The organism is Bradyrhizobium sp. CFUWI (assembly GCF_056429085.1).
Genome location: NZ_JBWJZE010000008.1, coordinates 54580 through 73023 on the forward strand (window position 1 = coordinate 54580; position 18444 = coordinate 73023).

Sequence of the window (18444 nt, forward strand, 5' to 3'; positions counted from 1 at the left end):
TCCGAATGTTCTGTTTTGATGAGGGAGCTTCAGGCTTTGGGCTTGATGGCAAGCTTGGCGGCAAGGCCCTGGATGGCGAGGCGGTAGCCCTCGATGCCGAAACCACAGAGCGAGGCGAAGGCCGCGCGTGCCGTATAGGAGTGGTGACGAAAGCTCTCGCGGGCGTGGATGTTGGTCACATGCACCTCGACCGTCGGGATCTGAACCGCGAGCAGCGCGTCGTGCAGCGCGATCGACGTGTGGGAATAGCCGCCGGCATTGACGATGATGCCCTTCATCTTGCGCCGATGCGCCTCGTGGATGAAGTCGATCAGCTCGCCCTCGCGGTTGGACTGCCGGCAATCGGCCTTGAGACCGAACGTCGCCGCCGTCTCCCGGCACAGCGCCTCGACGTCGGCCAGCGTCGCGTGGCCATACTTCTCCGGCTCGCGCGTCCCCAACATGTTGAGGTTCGGCCCGTTCAGGACGAGGATCGTGTCGGTTGCGGGTTCTGCCATTCCAATCCCGGAAGAGGTGCTTCAGCGTGGCGGGGTTATAGGTAACAAAGCGTCCCAGGGGAAGCCTTGAAGGACCTCCGAAGGGCCCTCAAGTACCTCATCCTGGCTGCAAAAATCTGTGCGGAAGCTACGGAAATTGCTTGTTAACCAGTCCGAACCATGGCTGCCGGCAACCGCAAAGGGGCGGGCATTGCTGCCCGCCCCCTGAGCTTGCCGGTGTCGCGGCCTTAGACGTTCAGGACCGCCACGATCTCGTAGGTGTCCGGATTGATGATCACGATCTCTTCCTTGACCAGGATGTACCTGTAGCTCCGCCACTCCGGATAGATGCTCACGACCCGGGACGGCAGGGCGTGAAGGGTAATGCCCTCACGCGGCACGCGGGTGCCAACCGAGATCGAGAAGTTCACGTTGGTCACCGGGGCCACGCGCTCCTCGCGGATCACCGAGGTGATCTGGGTCCGCTGCTCGGTCGAAAGCTTCGCAGCGGCGCCGGCCTGGCCGACCGTGGTCGAGGACGAGGTGCCGCCCTGCGCGTTCTGGGTGCTGCTGGTGCCGGTCTGGCCCTGAGCGTTCTGGTTGGTGCTCGTGCCGGTGCCCTTCTGGGTCTCGGCGCTGTTGGTCGAGGTGCCGCTCTTGCTGCCCTCAGCCTTCATGTCCTTCTGGTCCTTGGCGGACTTGCTGGTGTCCTTGCTGGTGTCCTGGGTCATGCTCTTGGACTTGTCCTGCTGGGACTTGTCCATCTGACCCTGCGCGCGATCGTCGGTGCGCTGACCCTTGGTCGCGCCAGCCTTGTCCTCTGCCGCGTTCTTGTTCATCGCACCGCCAGAAGACCGCTCGTCCTTCATTGCGCCCGACTTGTCGTCGGAGGTCCGATCGGACTTCATGTTGGTGGCGCCGCCGGCCTGGCCAACGGTACCCTTGTCATGGCTCATGGAGTCGCGGCCCATCGAGCCGCCGCGCTCGGCGGCACCGCCTGACGGCTGCGAATGCTGCATCTGCTGCGAGCCAGCGCCGCTGTCGCGGCCCTTGTCTTGTGCGTTCGCCAGACCGGCGCCCGCGACGAGGGCGACTGCGGCAACTGAGATCATAAAGCGGTTCAACATCGAATTCTCCTCACGTGTTTCTTTGCGTCATTGCCCGCGCCGACAACGAAAGGAGATTTGAGTTGTTCCGGAACTTCGTCTGTTCCGCGGCATTTGTTTGTTGAACGCCAGATGAATGACTTTGCACGAAGACGCCAACGTCCGGCGCAAGAAGAAAGGCCGGCTAATCAGCCGGCCTTGTCGCGTTTTCCTCGTATCGCAAAACGTGTGATCAGCAGGTTGCCTTGCCGCAGCGGGCGATGCCGATCTTTTCCCTGAGGCTTTCGACGCCGACGGCGCCGATCACGATCTGCTTGCCGATGACGTAGCTCGGCGTGCCGTTCATGCCCATCGCTTCGGCGAGCTTGAAGTTCTCCTCGATGGTGGCGCGCACCTCGGCGCTGCCGATGTCTTTTTCGATCCTCGCGGTGTCGAGGCCGGCTTCCTTGGCCGCTTGAAGCGCGCGTGCCTTGTCGGCGGCGCCGCGACCAGTGAGCAGCTTCTGGTGGAAGTCGAGATATTTCTTGCCGGTGGGATCCTGCATGCGCACGGCGACCGCGACCTGCGCCGCTTCGACCGAGCCCTGGCTCAGCACCGGAAACTCCTTCAGCACGACCTTCAGCTTCGGATCGCTCTTCATGATGGTCAGCATGTCGTCCATCGCGCGCTTGCAGTAGCCGCAATTGTAGTCGAAGAACTCGACGAAGGTGACGTCGCCGTCCTTGTTGCCGAGTACGACCTGTCGCGGCGAGTTGAAGATCGCATCGGCATTCTGCGCGATGCTGGCCTCGTGCTTCTGCGTTTCAGCCGCGGCCTGGCGCTTGCTGAGTTCGGCCATGGCCTCTTCGAGCACTTCGGGATGGCTGACGAGATAGTTCTTGATGATCTTCTCGATCTCGGTGCGCTGCGTATCGGAGAAGCTGTCGGCCGAGGCGGGTGCGGCAGCGCCGAGCATGGCGAGCGCAAACAACGCAGGAGCAAGCAGGCGCAGCGAAGGCATAGGCAAATCCTCTTATCCAAAGCAGGTTTCGGGAAACGTCCCGGGGGTGTCAAAGCTCGGTGTCGTGACGTCGTGGTGTCAGGCGTCGTTCTCGTCAGTTGCGCGGCGGTTTCGCCGCCACGATATCGTCGGCCTTGACCCATCCAGGCGTGCCGACGGCAAAGCGGGTTTTCGCGCGCGTGGCGAGCTCGCGGGCGGTCTTGTTGTCGCCGCGCAAGTAAGCGGCCTGTGCCGATGCGAGATCCGCCTCGGCATAATCTCCCTTCCGGCCATAGGCCATCGCGAGCTGGCTGTAACCGAGGATGGCCTCGGGCTCCCGCGCCACCGCGGCGCGGAGAATCCGAACGGCGTCGTCGGTGTAGGCCTTATTATCGGTTCCAACCAGAGCCTGCCCAAGTAACATCTCGATGAGGGGTGAATTGTTCGAGAGTGCGACGGCCTTGCGCAGGGCCGGGATCGCCTCGGCCGGCTTGCCGCTTTCCAGCAGGGCCTGGCCGCGCACCTCGTAGAAATACGGGTTGTTCGGCTGAACCTGGATCAGCGCGTCGATCTGGGTGAGCGCGTTGCGCAGATCGCCGTGCAGATAGGTGCTGATGGCGCGGGCATAGCGCGCCGGCATGCTGTCGTTCGACAGCGGATAGCGGCGGTACACCGTCTCCGGCCGCTCCATGAAGGCGGATATCTTGGCGCGAACCATGTCGTGGCGAAGCTGAAGCGCGGGATCGTCCTTCTTGGTCCAGTAGGGGCTGGAGCTTGCGAACTCCTGCAGCGCGGCAACGCGCTCGGCCGGCATCGGATGCGACTGGAGATAGGGGTCGGCGCCTCGCGCGGCGAACAGGCTCTCGCTGGTGAAGCGCTTGAAGGTCTCGTACATGCCCTTCGGCGATTGCTGGGTCGCGGTCAGGAATCGCACGCCGGCGCGGTCGGCGTTCTCCTCCTGCTGGCGCTGATAGGACAGCAGCGACCGGCGGATCACCTCCTGGGGAGCGGCGATCGCGGCGGCGCCGGCATTGGCGAGCCCGTTATTGCCTGCGCTGCCGCGCTGGGTGCTGCCCGCGGCGATCGCGCCGGCACCGAGCAGCATCGCGATGATCATCTGGGTCTGGGCGGCGGCGAGTTGCTCGCGCAGCTTGGACAGATGGCCGCCGGCCAGATGCCCGGTCTCGTGCGCGAGCACGCCGATGATCTGGTTCGGCGTCTCCGATTGAAGGATCGCGCCGTAATTGACGAAGATGCGGCGGCCATCGGCGACGAACGCGTTGAACGAGCTGTCGTTGAGGATCACCATCTGGATGTTCTGCTTCTCCAGACCCGCGGCGCGCAGGATCGGGCGCGTATATTCGCGCAGCAGCTGCTCGGTCTCGGTGTCGCGCAGGACCGGCGGTCCTTTGGCTTGCGCGTGCGCGGCGGAGAACGGCGTCAGCGCGATCGCCGCGGCCGTGACGAGGGCGGTGAGGGCGGAAGCCTTCTGGCGCAATGCGATCTGGAGCGACATCAAACGGTCTTGATCAAACGATCTGGAAAGCAGTTTCGTGATTGGTTTTGGCGATTGGCGGCGGACCGGATACGCGATATGCCCTTGTGAGCCGTTCCCCTTATGAGCCGCACAATGCGGCCAGTCTGGGGCGCAAGCGCCCCGTTTCCCGGACCGGACGCACCGGCCCGCCAGCGAAATAGCAGAAATCGATGCACGATGCGACTTTAAGGAACCGGTTGGGGCAGTGGCTCGAGCCCTCCCGCCGCAGCGATGTTCCCCCGTTCATGGTGATGGACGTCATGGCCGCGGCGGCCCGAATCGAGGCCGCCGGCGGCCACGTTATCCATATGGAGGTCGGCCAGCCCGCGGCCGGCGCGCCCAGGACGGCGATTGCCGCCGCCCATACGGCGCTCGAGGCCGGGCGGATCGACTATACCTCCGCGCTCGGCATCCCCTCCTTGCGCGAGCGCATCGCACGCCATTATCGCGACGCCTATGGCTGCGACGTCAGCCCCGAGCGGATCGTGGTGACCACGGGCTCCTCCGGCGGGTTCATCCTGGCGTTCCTGTCGATGTTCGAGCCGGGCGACCGCGTCGCCGTGACGGTGCCGGGTTATCCGCCCTACCGGCATATCCTGACCGCGCTCGGTTGCGAGCCGGTGCTGATCGAGACCACGAACGAGACGCGCCACGCACTCACCGGCGAGGCATTGCTCGCCGCCCATCGCAAGGCGCCGCTGAAGGGGGTGCTGGTCGGCAGCCCCGCCAATCCGACGGGGACGATGATGTCCCGCGAAGCGCTCGCCGGGCTGATCGTGGCCGCCGAAGACGCGGGCATCCGCTTCATCTCGGACGAGATCTATCATGGGCTCGATTATGCGTTTCCGGCCGTCACCGCCGCCGCGCTGTCCGAGCACGCACTCGTGATCAACTCGTTCTCGAAGTATTTTTGCATGACGGGTTGGCGCGTCGGCTGGATGGTCGTACCCGCAATCCTGGTGCGGCCGATCGAGCGGCTGCAGCAGAACCTGTCGATCTCGGTGCCGGCACTATCGCAGATCGCGGCGGAGGCCGCCTTCGACGGTGCGGCCGAGATGGAGGCGATCAAGCACGGCTATCAGGAAAACCGGCAGATTTTGATCGAGGGATTGCCGAAGGCGGGCCTCAGCAAATTCCTGCCGGCCGATGGTGCATTTTATCTCTATGCCGACGTCTCCGACTTCACCTCCGACAGTTTCGAGTTTGCCAAACAGATGCTGGAGCAGGCACGCGTTGCGGCGACGCCCGGCCTCGATTTCGATCCCGTCCACGGCCGATCGTTCATTCGCTTTTCCTATGCACGCTCGCCGGGGGAGATGCGCGAGGCAGTTGACCGGATCGCTCACTGGCTTAAATAGCCGCCAGTTTTCGACCAGCTCCGGAGTTCAACTTGCCTGACCACCGATCCGTCCCGACTGCTGCTGCGCCACATTTTTCTCTCGCCGCTTTGATGTGGCCAACCCGGCCGGGCGAAACCGTCGGCGCAGTGCGTGCCGTCGTGCTGGTTGGGCTCGGCACCGCATTGATGGCGCTATCGGCCAAGGTCAGCCTGCCGCTGCCCTATGTGCCCATGACGTTGCAGACGTTGGTGGTGCTGATGATCGGCGCGGCCTATGGCTGGCGTCTTGGCAGCGTAACCATGATCGCCTACCTCGCCGAGGGCGCGCTTGGCGCGCCGGTCTTTGCCGGACCGGTGGGTGGAATTGCACCGCTCGTTGGCCCGACCGCGGGCTACCTGTTCGGATTCATTGCGGCCGCTTTCGTGACTGGCTGGCTCGCCGAGCGCGGCTGGGATCGCAGCGTGGCGCTGCTATTTGCAGCCATGGCGGTTGGCCATGTCGTCATTCTGGCCGCCGGCTTCGGCTGGCTGGCGTTCGGTCTCGGGCTCGGCGTTGCGAAGGCCTGGCAGGTCGGCATCGTGCCGTTCGTTGCGGCTTCGCTGGTCAAGAACGCGCTTGGCGCGACGTTGATGCCGGCGGCGCGCAGGCTGATCGAGCGCCGGCGATAAAGCGCCAAAGTTCGCGGTTCTAATTGATCGGGCCGGCCAAGTTGATCCTGGCTGGCCCTCTGCGTTTGAAGGGGAGTGAAGCGATGACGACCACAACGATGGTGGGGGCGCCGATCGCGCCGCCGGCAGCAAAGCCGTGGTACAAGGTTCTGTACGTCCAGGTGCTGATCGCCATCGTGCTCGGCGCCCTGGTCGGCTGGCTCTGGCCTACAGTCGCTACGAATGAATGGATCAAGGCGCTCGGCGACGGCTTCATCAAGCTGATCAAGATGGTGATCGCGCCGATCATCTTCTGCACCGTCGTCTCCGGCATCGCCCACATCCAGGATGCCAAGAAGGTCGGCCGCATCGGCGTCAAGGCGCTGGTCTATTTCGAGGTCGTCTCGACCTTCGCCCTGGTGCTCGGCCTCGTCGTCGGCAATCTCGTCAAGCCGGGCGCAGGCTTCGGCAATGCTGCGGCAAGTGCGGAGGCGGTTTCCAAGTTTGCGGACCAGGCCAAGGCGCAGAAGTCAGTCGATTTCGTGCTGCACATCATTCCGGACACCGTGGTCGGTGCCTTCGCGCAAGGCGAGATCCTGCAGGTGCTGCTGTTCGCGGTGCTGTTCGGATTCGCGCTCATGAGTCTCGCGAACGCGGCCACACCATCCGCAGCTTTATCGACGACGCCGCCCATGCCGTGTTCGGCGTCATCTCCATCGTGATGCGCGCGGCGCCGATCGGCGCGTTCGGTGCGATGGCCTACACCATCGGCAAGTTCGGCACCGGGGCGATCCTCAACCTGATCGGGCTGATCGCGACCTTCTACGTCACCGCGGCCTTGTTCGTGTTCGTCGTGCTCGGCATCATCGCGCGCCTGGCCGGCTTCTCGATCTTCAAGTTCCTGGCCTACATCAAGGACGAACTGCTGATCGTGCTCGGCACGTCCTCCTCGGAGAGCGCGTTGCCGTCCATGATGGAGAAGCTGGAGCGGCTCGGCTGCTCCAAGTCGGTGGTCGGCCTCGTGGTACCCACGGGGTACTCGTTCAACCTCGACGGCACCAACATCTACATGACGCTGGCGACGCTGTTCATCGCACAGGCGCTCGGCGTCGATCTCAGCTTCAGCCAGCAGCTTACGATCCTGGTGGTGGCGATGCTGACCTCGAAGGGCGCCTCCGGCATCACCGGCGCGGGCTTCATCACGCTGGCGGCGACGCTCGCCGTGGTCGACCCGCGCCTCGTGCCGGGCATGGCGATCGTGCTCGGCATCGACAAGTTCATGAGCGAGTGCCGCGCGCTGACCAATCTGTGCGGCAACGGCGTCGCCTGCGTGATCGTCGCCTGGTGGGAGGGTGAGCTCGACCGCGACAAGCTCAACGCCAACCTCGCCAAGCAGATCGATCCGACCGACATGGAGACGGCGATCACGACGGACTGAGCCGGCACTGCAGCGCTGGTAGCGCTCGAAGTAATAGGGCTGGTCGATATCCTCGATCAGCCCTTTTCTTTGAGTCTAGAATCGCTCCGGCCGATAGGGCAGCGGATCGATCGCCGGCGTCTCGCCGCTCATGATCTCGGCGAGCAGGCGTCCGGTCGCAGGTCCCAGGGTGAAACCCTGGTGGCCGTGGCCGAAATTCATCCACAGGCCGGGATGACGAGGAGCTTGGCCGAGCACCGGCAGCATATCGGGCGTGCAGGGGCGGGTGCCGAACCACGGATCCGGCTCGACGCGCTTGCCGAGGTCGATCAGCTCGCGTGCGGAGCTTTCCGCACTGGCGAGCTGCACGGGCGTGGCGAGCGCGTCCATGCCGGTCAATTCCGCGCCGGTGGTGATGCGGATTCCCTTCGCCATCGGGCCCATGGCGTAGCCGCCGCCCTTGTCGACGAGCGGCAGGTCGAGCGAGGCACCGCCGCTGTAATGCATGTGGTAGCCGCGCTTGCGCACCAACGGAATGCGATAGCCGAATTTGGTGAGGAGATCGGGTGACCACGGCCCGAGCGTCACGACGGCGTGGGCGGCGTCGAGGCGCCCCTGGTCCGTCACGACCGACCAGCCGCTCGCGGTCTGCCGCAGCGACTGCGCATCGCCGAGCACGATGGTGCCGCCGAGGCGCTCGAACAGCTGGGCGTAGGACGTGACCAGCGCGCCGGGATCGGAGACGGTCCAGGTGTCGAGCCAATGGATCGCGCCGGGAAGATCGTCGCGCAGGATCGGCTCGGCTTTGGCGAGCTCGCTGCCGGAGAGCACGCGAAAATTCACGCCGAAGTCGCGCTGGTCTTCCTCCGCGGCCTTGATCGAGAGATCCAGGTCGGCGGCGTTGCGGTACAGCGCCCGATAGCCGGCGCGGCGGATCAGATTGTCGGCATGAGCTTCGCGAACGAGGATGTCGTGTTCCGAAGTCGCGTAGGCGATCAGTCGCGCCCACGCCTCGATCGCCTCGCGATGCCGTTTCGGCGCCGAATGCCACCAATAGCGGAGCAGGGGCTCGATATGGCGGTGAAGCGACGACAGGCTGTAGCGCACGTCGTTGGTGCGGCCTGTCGCGATCTTCAGGAGCGTCGCAAGGTCGCGCGGCATCGGATAGGGGCGGACCGCTTCGGCCTGGATCATGCCGGCATTGCCGTAGCTGGTCTCGCGACCCGGCTCCCTGCGGTCGACGAGCGTGACGGCCCAGCCGCGCTGCCGCAGGTGCAGCGCGGCGCTGACACCGATCATGCCGCCGCCGAGAACCATTGCGCTTTGCATCGGAAGACTTCTCCTGTCGGACCGGGGCGTTCCCAAGTTATTCCCAAGTGAGGAAGCCGGGGGCAGCGGACAGCGGCGGCGCCGCGGCAAGCCGCGCCAGATCCGGGACGGGCCGGCACAATTGCGCATCGCCTGCGAACGCGGCCTCGATGCCCGCGGCGACCGAGAGCACGATGGCGTCGCCGCCGCGTGGACCGATGATCTGGAGGCCGAACGGCAGTCCGGCTTCATCGAGGCCGAGCGGAATGCTGATCGCGGGATGACCAGGGAGCGTGACGGCGTAGGCCAGCGCGAGCCAGTGGAAGTAGGACCGGGTCGGCACGCCGTCGATCTCAGCGGGATGAGGCTCCGACCACGGCCGCGGGCTCAGCGTAATGGTCGGACTGATCAGCACGTCACAGGTTTCGAAGAAGCTCTGATAGGCGCGATAGATCCGCGTCTGCGTCGCCGTGGCCCGCGCATGGTCCTCGAGCGTGTAGCCGAGCCCTTCCTCGACATTGGCGCGGACATTGGGGCCGAGCATCTCGCGACGTTCTCTGTAGTTCTTGCCGTGCATGGCCAGGAACAGGCCGGCGCGCAACACGGCGAAGGCGTCGTCCGCGCCGGAGCAATCCGGCGTCGCCTCGCGGGATTCCGCGAACAGCGGCGCCAGCTTCTTCACCCGCGCGCGGAACACGCGCCGGATCGCCTTTTCGGTCGGGGCGAAGCCAAAATCCTCGGTGAAGGCGAGGCGCAGCTTGCCGAGCTCTGCGGGGTGCGGAGCGGCCCAGCGCTCGGCGCGAGCGCGCACGGGCTCGCCGGGCAGCGTATAGGCGAGCGGATCGCGGGCGTCATCGCTCGCCATCACCGACAGCATCAGCGCAGTGTCGGCGACGTTGCGCGCCATCGGCCCGTCGGTCGACAGATTGGACCAGCCGAACGCACGCTTCTCGCTGGCCACGAGGCCGTAGGACGGACGCATGCCGACGATGCCGGCGAAGCCTGCCGGATTGCGCAGGGAGCCGCCGGTGTCCGAGCCCGAGGCGAGCGGAGCCATGCCGCAGGCGAGCGCCACCGCCGAGCCGCCGGAGGAGCCCGCCGCCGAGCGCAGGGGATCGAAGGGATTGCCGGTCGCGCCGAATACGGGATTGCGGGTGTTACCGCCTGCCGCCCATTCCGGCGTGTTGGTCTTGCCGAAGATGATGGCGCCCGCGGCGCGCAGGCGCGCGACCGAGCCCTGGTCGGCAGCCGGGACGTTATCCTTCAGCAGCGGGCTGCCATAGGTGGAGCGCATCCCGGCGGTGTCCTGGGTGTCCTTGATGAGAACGGGAAGCCCGTGCAGAGCACCGCGATCCTCGCCGCGCAGAATGGCGGCTTCGGCCGCCTTGGCGGCGGCGCGTGCGCCCGGCTCGTCCAGCGTCACGACGGCGTTGACTGCGGGGTTGATCGCGGCGATGCGGGACAGACAGGCGTCGAGCAACTCGACGGGCGAGATCGCCCGGGCGGCCAACAGGCGGCGCAGTTCGACGGCGCTGGAATCGCAAAGCTCTGACAATGCCGGTCCCCTTTCAGATTGCGACAACGGCTTAGCACATCGGCACAACGGCGAAATAAAAACGCCCGGCCGGTGCCGGGCGTTTTGCATTTGGATGTTCGGTCTTATTCGCCGCCGCCGAAACGGCGGGACCACCAGCCGGCGCGGCGCGGCGCGGCGGGCGTTTCGCTTGCCGGTTGCGGCGCGGGTTCGGCTGCCGGGGCGGGCGGCGTGACCGGCGCGGCCGCCTGCACGACCGGCGTTGCCGGCTCGCTCGGGCTGCTCGACAGGAAGCTCACCTTTTCGCGCACCGTGGAGCGGCGCCGTGCGGCCTTGTCGTCGACGGGCTCTTCCTCCGCGGCAACCGCGGCAACGGGCTCGGGCTGGGCGGGCACCTCGGTCTGCACCTCGGCGCGCGGTTCCGGCTGCGAGGCTTGCGGTTCAGTGCTGTGCTCGGCTTGCGCGATCGAGGGCGCAGCCTCATTGCCGAAGCCGTCGAAATCGGCGACCGCGTCGGCAGCTTCCGACGGCTGATTGGTGCCGAGTTCGTCGCTGATCGAGCCGGCGAGACCTTCCTCGCCGCCACCGCGACGGCGGCGCCCGCCGCGGCGACCGCGCCGGCGCCGGCGTTCGCCGCTGCCCTGCTGCTCACCACGGGCCGCTTGTTCCTCGCCTTCCTCGCCGTCCTGCTCGGACTCGGCATCGTCCTCGACTTCGCCGGCCGCGACGGCCGCCTCGGGAAGAGTGGGGGGGCTATCCTCGCGCAACTCGCCGTCGCGCGGGCCACCGCGACCGCGGCGGCGACGGCGGCGCTTGCGGCGCTGGCCGTCCTGGTCGGACGCGGCTTCGCCGGACGCCTGCTCCTCGGCGAGACCTTCGGTCTCCTCGGTTTCGATCTCGGATTCGGTCTCGATGTCGAAGACGTCCTCATCGTCGTAAGGCTCTTCGGGCAGCGGCGGCGGGCTCGCAGCCGCCTGCGCCGCAAGCAGCGCCTTGGCGGCTTCCAGCGTATGCACCTGCTCGCCGCGGTCGATCACGTAAGCCTGAGGTCCGCTGACGGACTGATCGGCAATCACCGACAGCGTCACCTTGAAGCCGTTCTCGAGGTCGCGCAGGTGACCGCGCTTGTGGTTCAGCACATAGAGCGCGACGTCGGTGCGGGTGCGGACCACGAGATTGTGGGTCGCGCCCTTCATCAGGATTTCTTCGAGGCCGCGCAGCAGCTGGAGCGCCACCGAGGACACCGAGCGGACATGGCCGGTGCCGCCACAATGCGGGCACGGATCGGTCGAGCTCTCGAGCACGCTGGCGCGGATGCGCTGGCGCGACATTTCGAGCAGGCCGAAATGCGAGATGCGTCCGACCTGGATGCGCGCGCGATCCTGCCTGAGGCAGTCGGACAGCTTGCGCTCGACCGCACGGTTGTTGCGCTTCTCGTCCATGTCGATGAAGTCGATGACGATCAGGCCGGCGAGGTCGCGCAGGCGAAGCTGGCGGGCGACCTCTTCGGCCGCCTCCAGGTTGGTCTTCAGCGCGGTGTCCTCGATATGGTGCTCGCGCGTCGATCGGCCGGAGTTGACGTCGATCGAGACCAGCGCCTCGGTCTGGTTGATCACGATGTAGCCGCCGGAGCGCAGCTGCACGGTCGGCGAGAACATCGCGTCGAGCTGGCTCTCGACGCCCATGCGCGAGAACAACGGCTGGCCGTCGCGATATTGCTTCACCGCGCTGACATTGGCGGGCATCAGCATCTTCATGAAGTCGCGCGCTTCACGGTAGCCGGACTCGCCGGCCACCTGAATCTCGTCGATCTCCTTGTTGTAGAGGTCGCGCAGCGAGCGCTTGATCAGCGAGCCTTCCTCGTAGACGAGGGTCGGGGCCTGCGACTTCAGCGTGAGGTCGCGCACCGTCTCCCACATCCGGATCAGATATTCGAAGTCGCGCTTGATCTCGGGCTTGGTCCGGGCGGCGCCGGCCGTGCGCAGGATGATGCCCATGCCCTCGGGCACGTCGAGATCCTGCACCACTTCCTTCAGGCGGGAACGGTCCTGGGCGCTGGTGATCTTGCGGCTGATGCCGCCGCCCCGCGCGGTGTTCGGCATCAACACGGCATAGCGGCCGGCGAGCGACAGATAGGTCGTCAGCGCAGCGCCCTTGTTGCCACGCTCTTCCTTGACGACCTGCACCAGCATCACCTGGCGACGCTTGATGACTTCCTGGATCTTGTACTGGCGGCGCGGGCGGAACGTGCGCTCCGGCACTTCCTCCAGCACGTCGTCGCCGCCGACGGATTCGACGACTTCCTCTTCGGCTTCCTCGCCGTCCTCGTCCTCATCCTCGTCTTCGTCGTCTTCGCCGGCTGCGTCCCCGGCTTCGGCATGTGGCGCCTCGGTGCTCTCGCCGTACACGGCGTCGGCCGGCTCAGCGGCAGCGGTCACGGCTTCGGCGAGGGCCTCGGCATGCGCTTCGGAAAGGGCGGCCTCCTGCGGCTCGGCAACAGTCCCGGTCGCGACCACGGGCTCGGCGCCGATGGCCGCGACAGGCGCGGGCGTCTCGTCGGCATGATCGTGGTCGTGATGATCGTGCTGATGATCATGATCGCGATGATCGTGACCATGGTCGTGATCGTGGGCGTGCTCGTCATGATGGGCATGACGATCGTCGTGATCATGCTCGCCATGATCGTGTCCGTTATGGTCGTGGTCGTGGCTTTCGTGCTCGCCGTGATGCTCGGCATCGGCATGCAGATGCTCGCCTTCGTGCAAGGCACCCTCGCCATGCTCCACCTGCGCCGCGCCCTCGATCGGCTGGGCGGCGGGATCGGCACCGGCGTCGAGGCCCTCGACGATGTCGCTGCGCACGCGCTCGCCGTGACCGCGGCGGCGGGCATTGCGGTGGCGCGAACGGCGGCGCCCGTGGGAGCGGTTCTCGCTCTCCTCTTCGGCCTCGCGATGGGCCTGTTCCTCGGCCTCGATCAGCGCCTGCCGGTCGGCGACCGGGATTTGGTAATAGTCGGGATGGATTTCGCTGAAGGCGAGGAAGCCGTGGCGGTTGCCGCCATATTCGACGAAGGCGGCCTGGAGCGAGGGTTCGACCCTTGTGACCTTGGCGAGGTAGATATTCCCGCGCAGTTGCTTGCGTTGCGCGGTCTCGAAATCAAACTCTTCGACGCGATTGCCGCGGACCACGACGACCCGGGTCTCTTCCGGGTGGGTGGCGTCGATCAACATCTTGTTGGGCATGTCTTAACTCTTGGCGGCGGCGGGCGCGATTCACCGTGGGCGCGTATCGCGCCGCCGGGTGACGCGACGGTCCACCTGATTCGGGGGTGAGGGGAAGGCCGAAACGCCGTCTCTCGTGCCTTGCCGGACCGGAAGCTTCAGGACCATTGCGGCGCGCGGGATTTTCACTCCGCAGCGTCGCGAATGGTCCTTCAGAATTCGTCGGCACAGTCTGGCGCATCAAGCGTCGGCCCGTATGAAACATTGGGCGGCGAGGCCGCCCTTCAATCAGTTGCTGCTGGCCAGGCATGGCGCGAGCGCGCTCACCTTGGGGATCACGAACCGCTCCCTTGGGATCAAGGGACCGGGTAATGGGTTACGTCGCTGTCAGAACCGTCCCGGCAACGTGAGTGGTAATCCGGGACCGTTCCGCCGCCGACGCTTGACCCGTTCCACCCGCTGCCGCGCACCGCGCTGGCCTTAGAGGGAAACGGAAAACGCTGGAATTCCCAAACCTTGAGAGTTCCGGCGCTGCACCGGGAGGCTGAATGCGACACAACCGAAAATATCGGCCGTCAGCATTCCGTACATACGAGGAATGAGCCATCCGTGCAAGGGAGCGTCGCACGGCGGTCACAGTCAGAGAGTTTCGCACTTCCGTCATTAGGGATCGATTAACCCTGTGGTTCTATTGCGTTAAAAGGGGCTGCTCGGAGGCACGGAATCGGTGGCGAGCCGCACAAATCAACGGGTTTTGCTGGGATGCGCGCTGTTGTGCGCTGCAGCGTTGCCATGGGCTGATTCCTCGCGCCTGCGGGCCGCGGAAAGCCAGCCACAACCCGCTGTTGCAGCGGCGAATTTTCCAATCGCCTCGGCCGCGCGGCTGGCCGGTGACGGCAAGCAGACCCGCTTCATTCTCGACATCAACCAGGCCGTTACCTTCCGCGCCGTCACGCTGGCTGACCCCTACCGGGTCGTCGTCGACGTGCCCCAGGTCAATTTTCAGCTGCCCGCCGGCACGGGGGCCGCGGGGCGCGGACTGGTCAAGGCCTTCCGCTATGGGCTCGTCATGCCCGGCGGCTCGCGAATCGTGTTCGACCTGACGGGACCGGCCAAGATCGCCAAGTCCTACGTGGTCGAGGCGGCCAACGGCCAGCCGGCCCGGCTCGTGCTGGAGCTCGAGGAGGCCGACCGGGCCGCCTTCGTTCAGGCGCTGGCGCCCGAAAACCGCCCCGAGCTGCGGCCCACGATCGCCGAGGCGCAGCCTGCAACGGGTCCCGCGACCACAGGCCCGGAAACGGCGCAGCAGAAGGCCGACGGCCGCCCCGTGGTCGTGATCGATCCCGGCCATGGCGGCATCGACAATGGCACGCAGTCGAGCGGCGAGAGCGAGAAAAACCTGGTGCTGGCTTTCGGGTTGGCGCTCCGCGACAAACTGGAGAAGGCCGGCAAGTACCGTGTGGTCATGACGCGGGACGACGACACCTTCATTCCCCTCAATGACCGGACCAAGATCGCCCGCAATCACAAGGCGGCGCTGTTCGTCTCGATCCATGCCGATGCGCTGCCGCGGGCCGAGGGCGATGCGCAGGGCGCGACCATCTATACGCTGTCCGACAAGGCGTCCGACGCCGAAGCCCAGCGGCTGGCGGATGCGGAAAACCGGGCCGATGCGATCGCCGGCTTCAACCTCGCCGAGGAGCCGACCGACGTCGCCGACATCCTGATCGACCTCACGCAGAGGGAAACCCGCACTTTTTCAAACCGTTTCGCCCGCCTCTTGATGGGTGAAATGAAGTCAACGGTGCGGATGCACAAGCATCCCCTGAAGTCGGCCGGCTTCCGGGTCCTGAAGGCGCCCGACGTGCCGTCGGTGCTGGTCGAGATCGGGTACGTCTCCAACAAGGGCGACCTCGAGCATCTGGTCTCCGAGGGCTGGCGGTCCCGTGCCGTGGGCTCGATGGCGCAGGCAATCGATGGGTTTTTGACCAAACGGATGGCCACGGCGGGATCGTCAAACTGACGACCCTGGGATCGTCAAATTGACGACCCCGGGGATTTTCGAACTGAAAGGGGTTTTCCGCCCCCTCGCAAAGGCCCTAGTTTGGCCACAGCGGGCGCTTTATAAAAAACGCCGCAGGGGGTTCCGGAATCGGCGAGAATCCTGTTCGGCAAGCGTCTTAAGTCCGGCACTTGATGGTATTGTGTAGCCGGCGAATTCGCGACGTGAGGTTGGTGCCAGTTTGGGGTGCCAAGGGGTCGATACTGGGCTGATCCAGACTTTGAACGGATAAACAGATAATGCGCTTGCTGGTGCGGTTCATGGGCTTCCTGTTCGCCGCGGGAACAGTGGTGTTCCTTGTCGGTGTCGGGGCCGTGGCAGGCTTGATCTGGCATTTCTCCAAGGACTTGCCTGACTACTCTCAGCTTCAGGATTACGAGCCGCCGGTGATGACCCGCGTGCACGCGGTCGACGGCTCGCTGGTCGGCGAATACGCCAAGGAGCGGCGCCTCTATCTGCCGATCCAGGCGGTACCCAAGCTCGTGATCAACGCGTTCCTCGCGGCCGAGGACAAGAATTTCTACGAACATGGCGGCATCGACTACACCGGCATGGCGCGCGCGGGTCTGGTCTACATCCAGAACTACGGCTCGAACCGCCGTCCGCAGGGCGCCTCCACCATCACCCAGCAGGTCGCCAAGAACTTCCTTCTGACCAACGAGGTCTCGTTCGCCCGCAAGATCAAGGAAGCCTTGCTGGCGATGCGCATCGAGAAGACCTATTCGAAGGACAAGATCCTCGAGCTGTATCTGAACGAGATCTATCTCGGTCTCGGTGCCTACGGCATCGCGGCCGCGTCGCTGGTCTATTTCGACAAGTCGGTGAACGAGCTGACCGTGGCGGAAGCGTCCTATCTGGCGGCGCTGCCGAAGATGCCGGCGACCCTACATCCGGTCCGCAACCGTGACCGCGCGATCGAGCGCCGCAACTATGTCGTCGACCGTCTGCTCGAGAACGGCTGGATCAAGCAGGCCGATGCCGACAAGGCGCGCAAGGAGCCGCTCGCCGTCACCAGCCGTTCCAACGGCGCTCACACTTTCGCCGGCGAATATTTCGCCGAGGAAGTTCGCCGCGACATCTTCGAGCGCTACGGCGAAAAGAAGCTGTATGAAGGCGGCCTGTCGGTCCGCACCACGCTGAATCCGAAGATCCAGGTCATGGCCCGCAAGGCGATGGTCACCGGCCTCGTGAACTATGACGAGCAGCAGGGCTATCGCGGTGCCATGAGCAAGCTCGACGTCTCGGGTGACTGGGGCGTCAAGCTCGCCGAGATCAAGTCGCTCTCCGACATCTCGCCTTGGCGCATGGCGGTCGTGCTGGAAACCAGCGACCAGTCGGCGCGCATCGGCTTCCAGCCGAGCCGCGAGCTTGGCGGCGCCGTCAGCAAGCAGCGCGAGACCGGCATCATCACGGTCGACGGCGTCAAATGGGCGCGAGCCGCGCAAGGCGGAACCAAGGGCAAGACGCCGACGGCAGTGTCGCAGGTGCTGCAGCCGGGCGACGTGATCTATGCCGATCCGCTCTACAAGGACGGCCAGCCGGTCGAGGGCCAGTACCGCCTGCGCCAGATCCCCGAAGTGTCCGGCGCGATGGTGGCGATGGATCCCTGGACCGGCCGCGTGCTCGCAATGGTCGGCGGCTTCTCGTTCGATCAGAGCCAGTTCAACCGCGCCACGCAGGCTTATCGGCAGCCGGGTTCGTCGTTCAAGCCGATCGTGTATTCGGCCGCGCTCGACAACGGCTATACGCCCTCGACCGTCGTGCTCGATGCTCCGATCGAAATCGATCAGGGGCAGGGCGCCGGCGTATGGCGGCCGGAAAACTTCTCCTCGGGCAAATTCCAGGGACCGGTGACGCTGCGCAACGCGCTGCGGCAATCCCTCAACACGGTGACGGTGCGCCTTGCGCAGGACATCGGCATGCCGCTGATCGGCGAATATGCCCGCCGCTTCGGAGTCTATGACGAACTGCCGAACTATCTCTCCTATGCGCTCGGCGCCGGCGAAACGACGGCGATGCGCATGGTCACGGCGTACTCGATGCTCGCCAATGGCGGCCGCCGCGTGAAGCCGACGCTGATCGACCGTATCCAGGACCGTTACGGCCGCACCATCTTCAAGCACGACCAGCGCGAATGCCGCGGCTGCGACGCGCCGGGCGGCTGGAAGAACCAGGCCGAGCCGCAGCTGATCGACCGCCGCGAGCAGGTGCTGGATTCCATGACCGCCTACCAGATCACCGAACTGATGGAGGGCGTGGTCCAGGCCGGAACCGCGACCGTGGTCAAGGACGTCGGCAAGCCGGTCGCCGGCAAGACCGGCACCACCAACGAGGCCAAGGATGCCTGGTTCGTCGGCTTCTCGCCCGACATCGCCGTCGCCATCTATATGGGCTACGACAAGCCGCGCCCGCTCGGCAAAGGCAATGCCGCAACCGGCGGCCATCTGGCGGCTCCCATCGCGCGCGATTTCCTCAAGCTCGCGCTCGCCGACAAGCCTGCGGTTCCGTTCAAGGTGCCGGCCGGCATCAAGCTCGTCCGCGTCGCCTCCAAGACCGGCATGCGCGCCGGTCCCGGCGAGACCGGCGGCACCATCCTCGAAGCCTTCAAGCCGGGCACGGCGCCGCCGGACAATTATTCGGTCATCGGCGTGGCCGACGCCGACGGGCGCATGCCGGCCTCGCAGCAGCAGCAGCCCGATTCCGGCTTCTTCATGCGGCCCGGCACCGGCGGGCTTTACTAAGGCCGGATAACACACACGATCGCGGTTCCGGCGGTTGCGCTTTGCAGCCGCCGCCGCTACATCCCGATCTCAATTG

General features: G+C 65.7%; 12 protein-coding genes and 1 pseudogene. 6 read left to right on the top strand and 7 right to left on the bottom strand.

Annotation, left to right across the window (positions count from 1 at the left end; genetic code table 11):
* Positions 1-29: 29 nt before the first annotated feature.
* The 4 genes from aroQ to AC066S_RS18725 form a co-directional block, all read right to left on the bottom strand.
* The gene (gene aroQ / locus AC066S_RS18710; RefSeq protein WP_028136675.1) at positions 30-497 is read right to left on the bottom strand and encodes a type II 3-dehydroquinate dehydratase; all 468 of its coding nucleotides are present in this window, start codon (positions 495-497) and stop codon (positions 30-32) included.
* A gap of 227 nt (positions 498-724) precedes the next feature.
* Positions 725-1603, bottom strand: a complete 879-nt coding sequence (locus AC066S_RS18715) for a DUF1236 domain-containing protein (protein ID WP_126261613.1) — start codon at positions 1601-1603, stop codon at positions 725-727.
* Positions 1604-1814: 211 nt separating this feature from the next.
* Positions 1815-2582, bottom strand: coding sequence for a DsbA family protein (locus AC066S_RS18720; protein WP_126261614.1), 768 nt, complete (start codon positions 2580-2582; stop codon positions 1815-1817).
* Positions 2583-2676: 94 nt separating this feature from the next.
* Positions 2677-4077, bottom strand: a complete 1401-nt coding sequence (locus AC066S_RS18725; protein WP_135169571.1) for a M48 family metalloprotease — start codon at positions 4075-4077, stop codon at positions 2677-2679.
* 191 nt (positions 4078-4268) lie between these two features.
* On the opposite strand from AC066S_RS18725, the gene AC066S_RS18730 reads away from it, so the two are divergent.
* From AC066S_RS18730 to AC066S_RS18740, 3 genes and pseudogenes are all read left to right on the top strand, one after another.
* Positions 4269-5456 carry a pyridoxal phosphate-dependent aminotransferase gene (locus AC066S_RS18730; protein ID WP_478270291.1) on the top strand — a complete coding sequence of 396 codons (1188 nt, stop codon included), beginning with the start codon at positions 4269-4271 and terminating at the stop codon, positions 5454-5456.
* 92 nt (positions 5457-5548) lie between these two features.
* A complete protein-coding gene (locus tag AC066S_RS18735; protein ID WP_478270292.1) occupies positions 5549-6106 on the top strand; it encodes a biotin transporter BioY in 558 nt (185 codons plus the stop codon).
* 83 nt (positions 6107-6189) lie between these two features.
* Positions 6190-7523 (top strand): annotated as a pseudogene (locus AC066S_RS18740) (dicarboxylate/amino acid:cation symporter).
* A 75-nt stretch (positions 7524-7598) separates the two neighbouring features.
* Here AC066S_RS18740 and AC066S_RS18745 read toward each other — a convergent pair.
* The 3 genes from AC066S_RS18745 to AC066S_RS18755 form a co-directional block, all read right to left on the bottom strand.
* Positions 7599-8831 carry an NAD(P)/FAD-dependent oxidoreductase gene (locus AC066S_RS18745; RefSeq protein ID WP_126261618.1) on the bottom strand — a complete coding sequence of 411 codons (1233 nt, stop codon included), beginning with the start codon at positions 8829-8831 and terminating at the stop codon, positions 7599-7601.
* A 37-nt stretch (positions 8832-8868) separates the two neighbouring features.
* Entirely contained in the window at positions 8869-10365 is a 1497-nt protein-coding gene (locus AC066S_RS18750; RefSeq protein WP_478270293.1) for an amidase, read from the bottom strand.
* A gap of 104 nt (positions 10366-10469) precedes the next feature.
* Positions 10470-12860, bottom strand: a complete 2391-nt coding sequence (locus AC066S_RS18755; RefSeq protein ID WP_478270294.1) for an Rne/Rng family ribonuclease — start codon at positions 12858-12860, stop codon at positions 10470-10472.
* On the opposite strand from AC066S_RS18755, the gene AC066S_RS18760 reads away from it, so the two are divergent.
* The 3 genes from AC066S_RS18760 (at position 12804) to AC066S_RS18770 (ending at position 18368) form a co-directional block, all read left to right on the top strand.
* The gene (locus AC066S_RS18760; protein WP_478270295.1) at positions 12804-13676 is read left to right on the top strand and encodes a hypothetical protein; all 873 of its coding nucleotides are present in this window, start codon (positions 12804-12806) and stop codon (positions 13674-13676) included. The two genes, AC066S_RS18755 and AC066S_RS18760, sit on opposite strands and share 57 nt — an antisense overlap.
* Positions 13677-14292: 616 nt before the next feature.
* On the top strand, positions 14293-15588 hold the full coding sequence (locus AC066S_RS18765; RefSeq protein WP_478270296.1) for an N-acetylmuramoyl-L-alanine amidase: 1296 nt from the start codon (positions 14293-14295) through the stop codon (positions 15586-15588).
* A gap of 278 nt (positions 15589-15866) precedes the next feature.
* Complete coding sequence (locus tag AC066S_RS18770; RefSeq protein WP_126261622.1) at positions 15867-18368, top strand: penicillin-binding protein 1A; 2502 nt, start codon at positions 15867-15869, stop codon at positions 18366-18368.
* The last annotated feature ends 76 nt before the right edge of the window (positions 18369-18444 follow it).